Annotated in this window: 13 protein-coding genes; 5 read left to right on the forward strand and 8 right to left on the reverse strand. The window is 68.1% G+C overall.

All coding sequences use genetic code 11. The features are described from left to right. A partial coding sequence (locus QSG27_RS22475; protein ID WP_306710059.1) for a M1 family metallopeptidase occupies positions 1 to 1,588 on the reverse strand: 1,588 nt, incomplete at its 3' end. A 228-nt stretch (positions 1,589 to 1,816) separates the two neighbouring features. On the opposite strand from QSG27_RS22475, the gene rodA reads away from it, so the two are divergent. The 3 genes from rodA to QSG27_RS22490 are packed head-to-tail and all read left to right on the forward strand — an operon-like array spanning position 1,817 to position 5,222. Then, positions 1,817 to 2,989, forward strand: a complete 1,173-nt coding sequence (gene rodA / locus QSG27_RS22480; protein WP_306710061.1) for a rod shape-determining protein RodA — start codon at positions 1,817 to 1,819, stop codon at positions 2,987 to 2,989. Positions 2,990 to 2,996: 7 nt separating this feature from the next. Beyond that, positions 2,997 to 4,841 carry an ATP-binding protein gene (locus QSG27_RS22485; protein WP_306710063.1) on the forward strand — a complete coding sequence of 615 codons (1,845 nt, stop codon included), beginning with the start codon at positions 2,997 to 2,999 and terminating at the stop codon, positions 4,839 to 4,841. A 12-nt stretch (positions 4,842 to 4,853) separates the two neighbouring features. After that, positions 4,854 to 5,222 (forward strand): response regulator, encoded by a 369-nt coding sequence (locus tag QSG27_RS22490; protein WP_306710065.1) that lies wholly within the window; start codon positions 4,854 to 4,856, stop codon positions 5,220 to 5,222. Here the strand turns inward: QSG27_RS22490 and QSG27_RS22495 are convergent. Then, the gene (locus tag QSG27_RS22495) at positions 5,219 to 5,659 is read right to left on the reverse strand and encodes a MarR family winged helix-turn-helix transcriptional regulator (protein WP_306710067.1); all 441 of its coding nucleotides are present in this window, start codon (positions 5,657 to 5,659) and stop codon (positions 5,219 to 5,221) included. The two genes, QSG27_RS22490 and QSG27_RS22495, sit on opposite strands and share 4 nt — an antisense overlap. Before the next feature lie 171 nt (positions 5,660 to 5,830). Between QSG27_RS22495 and QSG27_RS22500 the strand changes: the two genes are divergently transcribed. Continuing rightward, positions 5,831 to 7,357, forward strand: coding sequence for a hypothetical protein (locus QSG27_RS22500; RefSeq protein ID WP_306710069.1), 1,527 nt, complete (start codon positions 5,831 to 5,833; stop codon positions 7,355 to 7,357). An 86-nt stretch (positions 7,358 to 7,443) separates the two neighbouring features. On the opposite strand, the gene QSG27_RS22505 is transcribed toward QSG27_RS22500, so the two are convergent. The 6 genes from QSG27_RS22505 to QSG27_RS22530 all read right to left on the reverse strand — a co-directional run bounded on the left by QSG27_RS22505 (position 7,444) and on the right by QSG27_RS22530 (position 13,216). Further along, the gene (locus QSG27_RS22505; protein ID WP_306710071.1) at positions 7,444 to 8,073 is read right to left on the reverse strand and encodes a hypothetical protein; all 630 of its coding nucleotides are present in this window, start codon (positions 8,071 to 8,073) and stop codon (positions 7,444 to 7,446) included. Between the two features lie 81 nt (positions 8,074 to 8,154). Continuing rightward, positions 8,155 to 9,468 (reverse strand): hemolysin family protein, encoded by a 1,314-nt coding sequence (locus QSG27_RS22510; RefSeq protein WP_306710073.1) that lies wholly within the window; start codon positions 9,466 to 9,468, stop codon positions 8,155 to 8,157. Between the two features lie 25 nt (positions 9,469 to 9,493). After that, entirely contained in the window at positions 9,494 to 10,186 is a 693-nt protein-coding gene (locus QSG27_RS22515) for an exopolysaccharide biosynthesis protein (protein ID WP_306710075.1), read from the reverse strand. 133 nt (positions 10,187 to 10,319) lie between these two features. After that, positions 10,320 to 11,534 (reverse strand): sensor histidine kinase, encoded by a 1,215-nt coding sequence (locus QSG27_RS22520; RefSeq protein ID WP_306710077.1) that lies wholly within the window; start codon positions 11,532 to 11,534, stop codon positions 10,320 to 10,322. Positions 11,535 to 11,541: 7 nt separating this feature from the next. Then, positions 11,542 to 12,654 (reverse strand): cobalamin B12-binding domain-containing protein, encoded by a 1,113-nt coding sequence (locus tag QSG27_RS22525; protein ID WP_306710078.1) that lies wholly within the window; start codon positions 12,652 to 12,654, stop codon positions 11,542 to 11,544. A 127-nt stretch (positions 12,655 to 12,781) separates the two neighbouring features. Beyond that, on the reverse strand, positions 12,782 to 13,216 hold the full coding sequence (locus tag QSG27_RS22530; protein WP_306710080.1) for a response regulator: 435 nt from the start codon (positions 13,214 to 13,216) through the stop codon (positions 12,782 to 12,784). 330 nt (positions 13,217 to 13,546) lie between these two features. On the opposite strand from QSG27_RS22530, the gene QSG27_RS22535 reads away from it, so the two are divergent. After that, a complete protein-coding gene (locus tag QSG27_RS22535; protein WP_306710082.1) occupies positions 13,547 to 14,158 on the forward strand; it encodes a hydrolase in 612 nt (203 codons plus the stop codon). Positions 14,159 to 14,336 lie beyond the last annotated feature (178 nt).

Raw genomic sequence — 14,336 nt, forward strand, 5'->3', positions numbered from 1 at the left:
GGTTGGCGGTCCGGGGCGGGTAGGGGATGGCGGGGCCGTCGGCGGCGAGGACCGTGGTGGCCGCGTGGTCCAGCGTCACGTCGCGCAGGGTCGGCGGCGCCTCCCCCGGAGCCAGACGACGGAACAGGCCGAAGCCGGGATCGACCGACAGAGCCCGCGGCGCGGCGGCGGTCGGGATCGTCACGGTGGCCTCGCGCCCGTCGAGGCGGATCGTGTGCCGCTCCGTCCCCGCCGCGGTCCGTACCTCAACCGGCACGGTCAGGCCATAGGCCGGCTCGCTCTGGCGCAGGGTCAGCGCCACCCCGCCGCCCTCGGCCTTCGCCCCCGCCAGTTCCAGCGTGGGCGCCCCGGCGCGGGTCAGCCATTGGGTGAAGAAGGGGCCGAGGTCCCGCCCCGACGCCGCCTCGAAGGAGCGGCGCAGGTCGCTCCACCCGGCATCCGTGAAGCGTTTCTCCTCCCAGAAGCGGCGGATTCCGGCGTCGAAGGCGTCCGCCCCGATCTCGGCGCGCAGCATGTGGAACAGCATCGCCGCCTTGCCGTAGCCGACGATCTGGGCGGCGTCGTGGACCTTGGCGCGGAAATCGGTCAGGGCGGAATCGCGCTCCGCCGGAAGGGCGGCGTAGTCGCGCAGCCAGTCCAGCCGCATCGCCCGCGCCGCGTCCTCCCCCCGTGCCTCCGCCGCGGCGTAGTCGGCCATGAAGGTGGTCAGCCCCTCCGACCAGTTGCCGGGCCAGTCGCCGCCCTCACCGACGCGCACCCCGTTGCCCCACCAGTTGTGCAGGATCTCATGGGGAAGCGACTGGGCGCGGATGAAGGGCAGCGGCATCACCTGCCGCCCGATGTAGGTCAGGCCGGGAAAGCCCAGCCCGACCGGCAGCGGCGCCGACAGGATGGCGAAGCCGGCGAAGGGATAGGCGCCGATCCGCGCCGCCTGCGCGTCGATGCTGCGGGCGCCGAGGTCCAGGTATTCGTCGGCCAGCCCCGCCTGCTCCGGATGGAAGTAGGTCCGCAGGCGCAGGCCGCCGTGCATCCGTTCCGTCACCTGCCACGCCCCGGCGAAGAGGGACGGCTCCTCGACGCTGCGCTCCTCGGCGAAGGTGGCGGCGTAGCCCGCGCCGTCGCGCGTCTCCTCCACCAGACGGCCCGTCGCCACCGCGACGAAGGGCGCGGGCACGCGGACCGACAGGCGCCAGGACGGCGGCGGGCCGCCTTGCGGGGTTGGCAGCCAGCCGGTCCCCGCGGGCAGATAGGCGCCCTCCGCCCCGCCACCCCCGCCGCGTGCGTCGGGCGTCAGGGGCGGCAGCGTCCCGGCGTAGCGCAGGAGAAGCTCCCCACCGCCCTCCGGCACGGTCACCGGCAGGGCGTTGCCGCGCACCGCGACCGGCTTGCCGTTCAGCAAGGCTTCCCCCACCACCAGCCCCGGCGCCAGCCGCAGCCGGTGCGTCCCGGCGGGCAGGCTCAGCCGGTCCACGGCCTCCAGCCGCCGCGCGGCGGGTTCCAGCGTGACGGTCAGGTCATGGTGCAGGCCGGCGGCCCAGCCGGGTGCGGCGGCAAGGACGGCCAGAAGGGCGAGAAGGAGGGTCCGCATGCCCCTCCATATAAGGCTTGGGCTGTGCCGCGCCAGCGGTGATGGATGGCGGTGAAGCAGGATGGCGGCCCGGCGCCGGAGAGCCGGTGCGCTCCGCCCCGTGCCTTTTGCGGGGCGGGGGGCCGGGCGGCTTTACCGCGGGGCGGCGCTGGTGCAGTATCCGCCGCGCAAGGCGCCGCCGCTTGCCCTTCCGGCACGGACGCCCCCGGACACAACGAACGTTTCCTCATGGTCGCGGTCCTTTCGAACCACGGGTCGGGCGGGCTGGCCCCGCAGCGCCCGGAACTGACGCTCGGCAGCAAGTTCCGCATGATCAACTGGGGGCTGGTGCTCCTGGTCTGCATCATCACGTCGGTCGGGGTGGCTCTGCTCTTCTCCGCCGCCGGCGGCAACTGGAAGCCCTGGGCGCAGCCGCAGCTCGTGCGCGCGGTCCCCGGCCTGTGCCTGATGCTGACGATCGCGCTGATCGACGTGCGGCATCTGATGAAGTCGGCCTACGTCATCTTCGTGATCGTGCTCTGCCTGCTGGTGGCGGTGGAGCTGATGGGCCGCATCGGCATGGGCGCCCAGCGCTGGATCGACCTGGGTTTCTTCCAGCTCCAGCCGTCCGAACTGATGAAGCCGGCGCTGACCCTGGCGCTGGCCCGCTATTTCCACGGCATCTCGCTGGACCAGATCGGGCGCCCGCTGCTGCTGATCCCGCCGCTTCTGCTGGTCTTCATCCCGGTGGCGCTGGTGCTGATGCAGCCGAACCTGGGCACCTCGCTGCTGCTGATCATGGGCAGCGGCGCCGTCTTCTTCGCCGCGGGGGTGCGGATCTGGAAGTTCCTGGTGGTCATCGGCGGCGGGCTGGCGGCCATCCCCGTGGCCTGGGAGTTCCTGCACGATTACCAGAAGCAGCGCGTCTACACCTTCCTCGACCCGGAGACCGACCCGCTCGGCGCCGGCTACAACATCCTGCAATCGAAGATCGCGCTGGGGTCGGGCGGGCTGTTCGGCAAGGGCTTCATGTCGGGGTCGCAGAGCCAGCTCATGTTCCTTCCGGAAAAGCACACCGACTTCATCTTCGTGGTGCTGGCGGAGGAGTTCGGGATGGTCGGCGCGCTGATCCTTCTGGCGCTGTACCTGATGCTGTTCATCTACGGCGTGGTGATCGCGCTGAGCTGCCGCAGCCAGTTCGCCCGGCTGGTGGCGGTCGGCATGACCGCGCAGTTCTTCCTCTACGTGATGGTCAACGTGTCGATGGTGACCGGCCTGATCCCGGTGGTGGGCATTCCGCTGCCGCTGGTGTCCTATGGCGGGTCGGCGATGATGACGCTGATGATCGGCGTCGGGCTGCTGCTCAGCATGTCGGTCCACCGCGAGATCCGCATTCCGAAGAGCGGCGTCACCGAATTGTGACGCCGCCATGAGCCGCCCGCGCCTCCTTCGCCTGCTGCCGGCCATCCTCGTCTACCTTGTGCTGAAGGTGCTGCTGTACCGGGCCGCGGGGCTGTTCGAGGTGGCCCCCAACGCGAGCGCCTGGTATCCGCCCATCGGTTTGATGCTGGCCTTCGTCCTGCACAGCGGCCGGGCCGCCGTTCCCTTCCTCTTCATCCCGTCCGACCTGATCGTCTACGGGACGGTGAACGGCTTCAGCCTGCTCATCATCCCGCAGGCGCTCGTGGTGGCGGCGACCGGCCTTCTGCTGCGGCGGTGGCTGGGCGCAAGCCTTTTCGGAACCAACAAGGGTATCGGCGCCTTCATGGCGGCGGCGGTCGCCGCCGTCTCCCTGCTGCTCGTCCTCTCGACCGCGGCGGTGCAGGCCATCACCGCGCAGCGCATCGCCATCGCGGGCAACGTGAATTTCGCCTATTGGCTGGGCGACCTGTCGGGTCTGCTGCTCTGCACGCCGGTGTTCCTCGCCCTTTTCCATGCCATCCGGCCATCGCCCGGCGAAGCGGACCGGTGGCTGCCGCTCCACGCCGGAACGGTTCTGCGGGCGGGCGCGCTCAGCGCCGCCGCGCTGCTGGTCTGGTCGGTGACGCATGACCGGATGTCCACCCCCGCCAGCGCCTTCTTCCTCCTCATCCTGCCCATCGCGACGGTGGGGTTCCTGTGGGGATTCGCCGCGTCCACGCTGACCGCTTTCCTGACGAACGGCGGGCTCGTGCTGATGATGCACGGCGCCCTGGCCCCCCGCGACGCCGTGGACCTTCAGGTCTTCATGCTGGCCGCCGGAGCGACGGGGCTGCTCCTCGGGGCCTTGGGCAGCACGCGCATGGAGCTGCTCGGGCGGAACGCGCAACTGGTCCGCGCCATCGAGGAGGCGCCGCTGGGCATCGCCCTGCTGGAGCGGCGGCGGTCCGCCGGCGTGGGGATCGCGTTCGCCAACGCCACCTTCCGGCGCTTCGATCCCGACCTCGCCCCCGTTCTGCAACGGCTGGAGCGGGGGCTGGGCTTCGAGGAGGATACGGAACAGGCCGGGCGGACGCTGAGCTGGACGGTCAAGCCGGCTTCGGTCTCTCCGGCGGACGGGGCGATGATCGCCATCGTCCGGGACGTGACGGAGCAGCGCCGGAAGGAGCGGGCGGAACAGCACCAGCGCCGCATGATCGCCATCGGGGAGGTCGCCGGCGGCATGGCCCATGAACTGAACAACCTCCTTCATCCGGTCCTCAACCTCAGCCGGCAGGCGCGCAAGGACGCGGCCACCCGCCCCGAACGGCTGGAACGCGCGCTGGCCATCATCGAGGACAGCGCCCGCAGCGCGGCGACGCTGGTCCGCCAGGTGCTGTCCTTCGCCCGCGGCAACGACCGGGAGGAGGAGGGGGCGGATCTGGTGTCCGCGGTTCGCGACGTGACCGCCCTTCTGGACTCCACCCTGCCGCCCAGCTTCGCCATCGCCCTGACCAGCGAGGCGCCCAGCGTTCCGGTCCGCCTGACCCGGACGGAGATCGGGCAGATCGTCACGAACCTCGCCGTCAACGCGCTGGACGCCACCGGCCAGAAGGGCCGTCTGCGCATTCACATCGCTCCGCCCGCCGGGGGGTTCGCGACCATGACCGTCGAGGACGACGGGCCGGGCATCCCCGCCCACGACGCCCAACACGTCATGGAACCCTTCTACACCACGAAGCCCCACGGCCAGGGGACGGGGCTCGGCCTGGCCGTGGTGCAGGATCTTCTGCTGCGCCGCGGCAGCACCATCCGCCTCGTGACGCAGGCTCCCCACGGCGCCCGCTTCGTGTTAACTCTTGCCGAGCACGGCTGAGCGAGAGTGGCGATGAAGATTCTGGTGGTCGATGACGCGGAGAATGTCCGCTACGCGCTCCGCACCAGCCTGGAAGACGCGGGCTATGACGTGGATGAAGCATCCGATGGCGAAGTTGCCCTCGCCAAATTGCAATCGGAGGTTTTTGATTTTATTGTGGCGGATGTGTGGATGCCGCGTTTGAACGGCATTGATCTGCTTCAGAGAATGCGCGGCATCAACCCCCAAACGCCGATCTTCATCATTACGGGTGGAGCCGCCCGCATCCCCATCGAAAGCACGGCGGCCATGGCGCGCACCTGGGGGGCCGACCGGGTGTTCTACAAGCCGTTCGACAACGAGGACCTGATCGCCGCGATCCGCCAGCTCAACGCCGGCTAAGCCTCGGCCTTGCCTTGCCGAAGCTCCAGAAGCCGTTGCAGGAGTTTGGTCGCGGTGCGCGCGTAGGCTTCGATATCCTCCTCCGGAATTTCCGCCAGCGCGCGCTCCAGCGCGAGGCGCGGGTCGCTTTTCAGCAGTTCGCGTCCCTTCTCCGTCAGCTCCAGCAGGTCGGCCCGCGCATCGCGCGGGTTGGGCCGTTTCGTGAGCAGCCCCTTGTCCACCAGCGTCACGACCGTGCGCGCCACGCTGGCAATCGCCAGATCCTGATAGCGGGCCAACGCCGATGCCGTGCGCTGCGCCTCGGACACCTCCGCGAAGTAACGGAGCGCCACCCATTGCGCCGGATACAGCCCCTCGGCATGGCCAGAGGCGTGCAGCAGACGCGACGTGTTCTCCACGACCGTCGCCAACCCCGCCATGGATAGTTTCTGGGCCATTCCGTCCGTCTGAACCCGTTCAGGATCGTCGGTCGTCACAATATCCGCGTTCCGGCGACGGTGCCACAGGCCACGATGCGCTAACGAAGCATTAACGCGTCACCGCCTACATGTAAACTCATCACTGCTTCGTATATGCGGCGGAATGGGCGGCCTTGCAGAGGAAAAACAATGAAGAAAGCCATCCTTGCTCTTCCGGCATCCATGGCGCTGGCCACGTCTGTCGCCTGCGCACAGGACACCTCCATCACGATGATGCCGTCTGAGAAATCGGATATCGAACGTCAGATTGCATCTTGCTGGAGCCGCGAGGAGATGAGCAAGCTGAACGGCCGACCGCTGCCGGCCCGAGTCATCTTTGATGAGAAAGGGCAATACAGCGGCATTTCCCTTGTGGATCGAAGCGCCGTCTTTTCCGACCCGGTGTATCGCGCCGTCGGGCAATCCCTTGTCATGACCTTCCGGAACTGCCGGCACCTCAGAGCCCCGGAACGCCTGAAAGGGCAACCGGTCGAGGTTGTCGTGACCATGAGTCTGGACAGTTTCCGAAGCGCCGCAAACACTCCTCCAGCCGGAGCGGAAATTCCACCCCCCTCCCAAGCCGTCAAAGCCGAAGCGGTGAGCCAGGCACCCCCGTCAACGAGTCCGAAGCAGGCGCCCGCCCCGTCGAGCGGAGTGGATGCCAAGCCCATGCCCCCCTTGAACGCACCGGGAGCACCGGATTCGACACGGCGGCCCCTGGCGGAGGCGCCCGCCAATGGCCCGGTCGACGATCCGCAGCAGATCGCCCAGATCAAGCGGATTTTCGAGGAACGCAAAACCCGCTCTCCATCGACGCTGGAACCATCGTCCCTGCGGCCCAAACCGGCTTCTCCCTCGGGCGATCCGGTCGCGGACTGCGCCAATGTCCATATCTACAAGAAAGGCAACGCGGAGATAACCCTGACCATTTCCGCCGACCGTTCCAAGGCCGTATCAATATCCATCACGTCTTCCGACAGGAATTTCCTGCGCCCGGTCGACGGCAGAGCCGCGTTCCTCTGGCTTGAAACGCCCAAAGGCCCATACACGCGCTGGTGGTTCATGAAGGGGGCGTCGGAGAACTCGCTCCTGTTCAGGATCGACGAAGACAATCCGGCGCTTGAAGCGCTCATCGACACCTACGCCATCACCGTGGGAGGCGAAGGCGGATACACCACGTTCCAACTCACGCCCGACCCTCGCCGAATACCCAGCGTGCAGAGATGCACGTCGTCCGCATTCGAGGACATCGACCGGGTGAATCAGCAGCAGAAAAAGCTCGCGGACGAAAGAGAGAGAAACCGGATATTCGAGGAGAAACTGAACAAACTGAACGCCCAGCAACTTTTCTCGGAGCAGATGTCGCTGCCGAAGGGTGGTCTTCGCATCACGGCATGGTGCCGCGCGGTTTCCGCCAAGCTTGGCCGCCACGAGGCGTTCAATCGCCAGCAGAATGAGACGATGCAGAGGGTGGAAGACTACTTCACGCGACGCACCATGCATCTGACAAACGGATGGACGTGCGACGTTTGCCCGTCAATGCACATGCAGGAAACTCTTGGAACCACGTTTGTGAAGAAGGCGACCCAGGAGAAGAATACGACCGCCCTTGGCGCAGCCGCAGACTACTGCCTGTCGATCGCATCCAGCAAAATCCCGCTTGATATCAGGCAGTGATCTTTTTCAGTACAAATAAAAACAGGTGTCAATGGCACCCTCCGCCATTGACACCGATACGGACGCCGCGGACCCAAATATCCGCATCAATACCTTGTGTTCACTCTGTACCGGTCGCAGTTCCGGAACTCATTATCAAGATCACGCCCACCGGCGATTTCAAAAGATACAGATCCGGCATTGTCCTGAAAGGTGATCACTTTCGCACTTGTGAGCTCACGGCGCAGGTCCTGGTCTGAAGGAATTTGCACATGGAACATATCGCGGAAAGCATCATTGGGAAAAATCGCCTTCAATCCTCTTTGGGGCCCGGACCCGATGCGGACGTTTATGTCGTTCCAGCCGGGCTCGAATGCGCCCATCTCGGGAACCTTGACGGACAACGTCACCTGACCGTCGCGTTTCTCCGAAACGGTCAGGTGGAGTGTCCGCGCGTCCGCCCCTTTGAAGGCCGCCGAGAGCTGACAGACGCCGACCTCTCCCTTCGCATCGGGAGTCGTCGTCAACGTCCACAAATCGATTTCCTGTTTGTATACGGCCTGGGCCGAGGCCGGCGCAGCCACGGAAAGATGCAGCAACACAGCCAAGGCCGCCCCGAAACAGGCCGTTCCAACCCGCTTTTTTCCCGAAACCCCCACGACGGACCCCTCATGAATTGCCGGTTTGATGACGGCAATTATCCGTTCGCCCGAAGCGGGGAGCAAGCTCAATGTCATCACTGATGAGTTTATGCGCGGGTCCGGCAGACTCCGGAAGGGGCGGCGGAGACCGTTCCGCCGCCGCCGTGGGGATTTTCGTCAAGCGTTTGCGTTGGCCGCGCTTTCGTCCCGATGCTGGATCAGCACCTTGTCGATGCGGCGGCCGTCCATGTCGATGACCTCGAACCGCAGGCCGTTCCAGTGGAAATGCTCCGCGGCGGTCGGCACATGGCCGAGCTGGTCCAGCATGAAGCCGGCGATGGTGTGGTAATCGCCCTCGCCCTTCAGCCCCTTCACGCCGACCAGGGATTCCACCTCCTCCACCGGGGTCATGCCGTCCACCAGCCAGGAGCCGTCCTCCCGCTGCACGGCGGACCCGTCGCTCTCCTGCCCCTGTTCGGGCATCTCGCCGGCGATGGCTTCCATGATGTCGGTCACGGTGGCGATGCCTTCGACGCTGCCGTATTCGTCCACCACCACGGCCATATGGATGCTGGCCTGCTTGAACAGTTCCAGCAGCCGCAGGACGGGGGTGCCGTCATGGACGATCAGCGGCTCCACCATGGCGTCGCGCAGGTCGAAGCGGCGGCCCTGGAGCGCCTGGTTGAGCAGCGCCTTGCTGGACACGATGCCCTGCACCTCGTCCACGTCGCCGCGGCAGACCAGGAAGCGGGAATAGCCGCTGGCCTGGATCTCCTGCGCGATGGCCTCGGGCGGGTCGTCGAGGTCGATCCACACGAGGTCGGGGCGCGGCGTCATGATCGACCGCGCGGTGCGGTCGGACAGGCGGAACACGCCCTCGATCATCTGCCGCTCGGCGGGTTCGAAGACGCCGGTCTGCGTGCCTTCCTTGATGAGGCTCTTGACCTCCTCCTCGGTGACCGTCTGCTCGCGCGCGGTGGGCAGGCGCAGCAGCTTCATCACACCCTCGGTCGAGACGCCGAGCAGCCAGACCAGCGGCATGGCGATGCGCGACAGGACGCTCATCGGGCCGGCCACGCTGGCGGCGATGCGCTCCGCGTTCACCAGAGCCATGCGCTTGGGCACCAGCTCGCCGACGATCAGCGACAGGTAGGTGATCGCCGCGACGACCAGCGCGAAGGCCACCTGCTGCCCATAGGGGGCGATCCAGGTGACGTTGGCGTCCAGCACCGTGCCCAGCCGGTCGGCCAGCGTCGCGCCGCCATAGGCGCCGGCGATGATGCCGATCAGCGTGATGCCGACCTGCACGGTGGAGAGGAAGTTGCCGGGGTCCTCCGACAGTTGCAGCGCGGCGCGGGCGCCCTTGCTGCGCGTTTCCTCGGCCATCTGCTGAAGCCGCGCGCGCCGCGACGACACCAGCGCCATTTCCGACATCGCGAAAAAGGCGTTCAGCAGGATCAGCAGAATGATGACCAGCACTTCCCAAATCATGGCGTCGAGCCCGCGGGCGCTCCCTTTAAGAAAACAGCTTGTGGAACAAAAGCATGCCGGCCTGCCCGAAACCGAGCAGGACGGCGGCGACGATGGCGATGGCGATCAGCCCGGCGACGAGGCCGGCGGCGACGAAGGCCCCGTCCTTCTCGATCAGCCCCAGCGCGATCAGCGCGATGGCGAAGGCCGGGGGCTGGTTGCCGAACACGATGGGCAGGGCCAGGACCCCGGCCAGGATCATCACGGCGACGCCCAGCAACCGTTCCGCCGCCGGGGCGGTCAGCGCGGGCAGGCGCGGGCGCAGGTGCCGCTCCAACCGGTCCACCTGGGGCTTCGCCTTGGCGATCACGCGCAGGAAGGCGTCGCGCTCCAGCGTGACGGCGGCCAGACGGCGCGGCAGCCAGGGACGGTCGCGCCCGGCGGCGATCTGGGCGCCGATCAGCAGCATCGGCAGGCCGGTCGCCGTGGACAGGCCGGGCACCGGCAGGATGTTCGGAATGGACAGGATCAGAAGCAGGGCGCCGAAGGCGCGGTCGCCCAGGATGCCCACGAGGTCACCCAGCGCGATGCGCGCGCCGTGGTCGTGGCATAGGAAATCGTCCAGAACCGCCGAAGCGGGGTTCACCGGCGGGAAGCCGGTGGGCGCGGCATCGCCGCGGTCGACGTCCGCCGGAGCCTGACGGTCCGGGGACGTGTCGGGAGGTCGGCCGTCGTTCACGGCGCTCCCCACGGAGGCCGCCCGAAACGGCGGAAGGGTAAACCCATGGACCTTTCGCGTCGCAACATCTGAGAAGGCCCTTTTACAGCATCGCGGGCCGGCGCGCCAGCCCAAGTGTGGAATTCCCGCAATCTCAAGGGGATGACGCCACCAAGGGTAGCTCCACGGTGAAGGTGGAGCCGCGTCCCGGCGCCGAATCGGCGGTGATCCGACCGCCATGCCCCTCCACGATGGACCGGCAGATGTAAAGGCCGAGGCCGACCGTCCCCTCCCCCTCCGTGCCCAGCCGGCCCTTGCGGGCGAAGGGCTGGAAGAGATGCTCCAGTTCCTCCGGGGACATGCCCCGCCCATCGTCGGACACCCGGACGCGCGCCCAGCCGCCGGCCCCGCTCACGGCGACGCGGACCCGTCCGCCGCGGTCGGAGTATTTGACGGCGTTCGACAGCAGGTTGTTGAGAAGCTGGTCCACCTTGGCCGGGTCGATGTCGGCCTTGGGCAGCGCGTCTTCGATCATGGACTGGTCGGGCACGGACAGTTCGATGGTGATGGCCTTGCCCTCGGCCAACACGCGATTCATGGAGACGTTCCGCCGGACCAGAGCCGCCAGATCGGACGGACGCCGGGCCAGCCGCAGCCGCCCCGCCTGGAGCGCCGCCAGGGACAGCGCGTCCTCCACCATGTGGCGCATGGACAGGCTGGATTCCCGGATGCGCTCCAGGCAGGCGCGTTCCGCCTCCTCCAGCCGCCCGTCCAGCCGCTGCTCCAGCATCTCCGCGAAGCCGGCGACGACCTGAAGCGGCGTACGCAGATCGTGGGCCAGCATGCCCATCAGCCGGTTCTTCTGCTCGTTGCTGGCGGCCAACTCGGCGTTGGCCTTGGCGAGCGCGCGCTGGGCGGTGGCGAGGTCGTTGTTGAGAAGGGTCATCTCGTCGAACAGGGCGTCCACGGCGGGGGCTTCCGGGACCAACGCCGCCGACCGCAGGGGGGCGAGCCGCACCGCCAGCCGCGGGTTCAGCGCCTCCAGCCCGGTCATCAGAGCGGGCAGCCCGCCGGGCGCCCGCGCCACGGCCAGCACCAGCCCCTCCGCGTCGCCCAGCCCGCTGACATGGACCATGCCCGCGGGATCGAGCCGGCTGGGCACGGGATGGTCGAGCACCCGGCCGGACCGCCGCAGGCTGGTGAACAGATCCAGCGCCCCCGCCACCGCGTCCGGGCCGAACAGGACCGGAAAGGGACTGCCCGGCCTTCCCGCCAGCCCCGGCAGGCCGGCGCCCACCCGGTGCAGGGCGCGCAGCCGCCCGTCGTGGTCGCAGGTCAGGACCAGCCCGTCCACACCACCGTCCGTCACGCTCCGGTCAGGCCGCACCGGCGGCGCGGTCCGGGGCCGCCGGTGCGATCAGCCGCTCGGCGATGGCGACGGCCTCCGCCGCGCCGGGGGCGAAGGCGTCGGCGCCGACCGTCCTCCACAAATCGGGCACGAGGTTGAAGGGATAGCCGCCGACCAGCACGGGCGGCGGGCGCTCCCCCAACTCGGCGCGCACCGCGGCGATCAGGGCGGCGACCCGTCCGACATGGGCGGTGATGGTGGCCGACACCGCCAGAATCCGCGCGTCCCGCTCCCGCACCGCGTGGACGATGCTGTTCACCGGCGTGTTGGCGCCGAGGTAATGGCTGTCCCAGCCGGCCATCTCGAAGAAATCGGCCACCATGCGGATGCCGATCTCATGCTGCTCCCCGCTGATGCAGGCGGCGACCATGGACAGGCCGCGCCGCTTGGCGGCGAAGATTGCCGGATAGAGCTGGCCCATGATCGCCTGGGTGGCGGCGGTGGCGAAATGCTCGTGCGCCACGGTGATCGCCCGCGTCTGCCAGAGCCGCCCGATCTCGCGCAGCGCCGGTTGGAAAACGTGCAGGTAGAGGTCGGACACCCTCACCCCGGCGGCGGCCTGCTCCGTCACCAGCGCCGCCGCGCGGCGCCGGTCGCCGGCCAGCAGCGCGTCCATGTAGGAGCGCGCCAGCCTCCCGTGCGGCGCGTCCGGCCGGACGAAGGGCGGCACCTCCCGCGGCAGGCCGGGCAGAGCGGCCAGCGCCTCCCCCACGCAGGCGCGCACACGCTCCGCCGTGGCGGGATCGACCCGGGCGGCCACCACGTCGCGCAGGATCTCCAGGCTTTCGCCCAGTTCCCCGTCGGGGATGCCGATGCCGGCGAAGAGGACCTTGACCCAGGCCGCATATTCGCGGAACAGGGCCGGGCTGTCCGTCGCCACCGCCTCCGCCAGATAGAGAAGGTGGAAGCCGACATCCTCGACGCAGCGCTCCCGTCCCGCCTCGCCGTAGCGGGCGTAGAGCGCCGGCCAGCGTTCGAACTGGATCGCCACGACGGCGCGCGCCAATTCCCCGCGGCGGTCCGCGATGGGGTTCGAGGCGATCCGTATCGGACCCGGTCCGGGTTGGACGGTCCCCGGCATGGCGTGGCGTCTCCGGTGCGAAGGGCGTTGGAACGCAAGCGTTCGAAAGAAGGTGCGCCCTTGCTTGCGATCCTGCAACGCCCGGCGGTGCCGGATGGTCCGATTTCGATGGATGCAGCCCGCCCGCTCAGCGGTTCTTCTGAAGGACGAAGCTCAACCGCTTGACGAGATCGGCCTTCGACACCGGCTTCACCAGATAGCCGGAGATGCCGTAGGCGATGGCCCGCTTGACCATGTCGGCCTCGCGATGGGCGGTCAGCACGATCACCGGAAGGTCGGCGAGCGGGTTGCCGGTGGCCGTCCGCAGGGCGTGCAGCAGGTCCAGCCCGTTCATCCGCGGCATTTCCAGGTCGCAGATGGCAAGGTCGACATCCTCCGCATGATCGCGCAGGATGGCCAGGGCGGACACGCCGTCCGCCGCCTCCCACACACGGCCGACCTTCAGATCCTGAAGCAGGCGGCTCATCAGCCGGCGCGTGAAGTCGTCGTCTTCGATCAGCAGGACGCGCAGGTCGTTGATGCTGCGGCCCAGCAGCCCGTCCTTCACATTCTCGGTCAGCATCGGCGCGGCCCACCCATATCCGTATCGTTGCATTGAACATACGCAAACACACGTTACATCGCCGCGGGCGGTCAGGAAACCCCAGAAATGATGCTAAACTTGTAACTTTCACAACCATCTGCGGGGCGGGCGGCAACCTCCGTTCCGCCGCGCCGGTGCCGACCCGGACGATGCCGGTTCCCGGGCCAGGCCCGGTCCTTGCGATCTTCGCACCGCGGTCCGTTGTCCGGGGCGGGCGCGATCTGCTAAACCGGACCCGGTCGAACGGCTCTGGCCGGACTTGGAAACGATCCCGCACCCGGCCTGCGGTTCTGGAAAAGCTGAAGACCAATGCAACTCGATCTTCTCAAGAGACCGGACGGGCGCACGGCCATCCTGATGCCGTCCGGGTTCGTCCTCGACCTGCTGACGCCGGACGCCACGGACATGCCGATCGAGGACATCGCCCAATGCCTGTCGTCCCAGCCGCGGTGGGGCGGCGCCGCCCGCCCCTGGTATTCCGTCGCCGAGCATTCGGTGATGGTCTCGCATCTGGTGCCGCCGCCCCTGGCCTATTCGGCCCTGATGCACGACTGCGAGGAGTTCCTCGGCGATTGGCCGTCGCCGGTCAAGGTGATGCTGGACCGCGATTACGTCAAACAGCGGCTGCACCCGGTCAAGGACGCGCTGCGCCGCTGGTTCGGCTTCGATGACGAGGTGCCCGCCATCAAGCAGGCCGATCTCGTCTGCATGGCGACGGAGCTGCGCGATCTTCTGCCGCCCGCCTGGATGGATTGGGGGCATCTGCCGCCGCCGCACCCGGACCGGATCGTCCCGGTCGGCCCCGACCGGGCCTGCACGCTCTTCCTGGACCGGTACAAGGAGCTGAAGCACCTCGCCCAACCCGGGAAAGCCAAGCCCGCCAAGACCGTCCGGGGCAAGCGCAGGACCGGGGCGCGCTGATCACCCCAGCGTGGCGATCCGCCCCTTGCGGCTGCCGAGCGCGCTCAGCGCCGTGGCGACGATGTGGCGGGCGGCGAGACCGGCCTCGTCATACTGCTTGTCCGGGCTGTCATGGTCGAGGAAACGGTCGGGCAGGACCATCGGGCGGATCTTCAGCCCGCCATCCAGCAGGCCGGCC

The sequence above is a fragment of the Azospirillum isscasi genome, from assembly GCF_030849505.1.
GTDB lineage: Bacteria > Pseudomonadota > Alphaproteobacteria > Azospirillales > Azospirillaceae > Azospirillum > Azospirillum isscasi.

What these genes read in the sequence shown, in the direction of transcription:
- QSG27_RS22510 (WP_306710073.1), bottom strand. Translation starts at nt 9,468, where the DNA reads ATGATTTGGGAAGTGCTGGTCATCATTCTGCTGATCCTGCTGAACGCC.
- QSG27_RS22505 (WP_306710071.1), bottom strand. Translation starts at nt 8,073, where the DNA reads ATGACATTGAGCTTGCTCCCCGCTTCGGGCGAACGGATAATTGCCGTC.
- QSG27_RS22530 (WP_306710080.1), bottom strand. Translation starts at nt 13,216, where the DNA reads ATGCTGACCGAGAATGTGAAGGACGGGCTGCTGGGCCGCAGCATCAAC.
- QSG27_RS22500 (WP_306710069.1), top strand. Translation starts at nt 5,831, where the DNA reads ATGAAGAAAGCCATCCTTGCTCTTCCGGCATCCATGGCGCTGGCCACG.
- QSG27_RS22485 (WP_306710063.1), top strand. Translation starts at nt 2,997, where the DNA reads ATGAGCCGCCCGCGCCTCCTTCGCCTGCTGCCGGCCATCCTCGTCTAC.
- QSG27_RS22525 (WP_306710078.1), bottom strand. Translation starts at nt 12,654, where the DNA reads ATGCCGGGGACCGTCCAACCCGGACCGGGTCCGATACGGATCGCCTCG.
- QSG27_RS22495 (WP_306710067.1), bottom strand. Translation starts at nt 5,659, where the DNA reads ATGGCCCAGAAACTATCCATGGCGGGGTTGGCGACGGTCGTGGAGAAC.
- QSG27_RS22535 (WP_306710082.1), top strand. Translation starts at nt 13,547, where the DNA reads ATGCAACTCGATCTTCTCAAGAGACCGGACGGGCGCACGGCCATCCTG.
- rodA (WP_306710061.1), top strand. Translation starts at nt 1,817, where the DNA reads ATGGTCGCGGTCCTTTCGAACCACGGGTCGGGCGGGCTGGCCCCGCAG.
- QSG27_RS22490 (WP_306710065.1), top strand. Translation starts at nt 4,854, where the DNA reads ATGAAGATTCTGGTGGTCGATGACGCGGAGAATGTCCGCTACGCGCTC.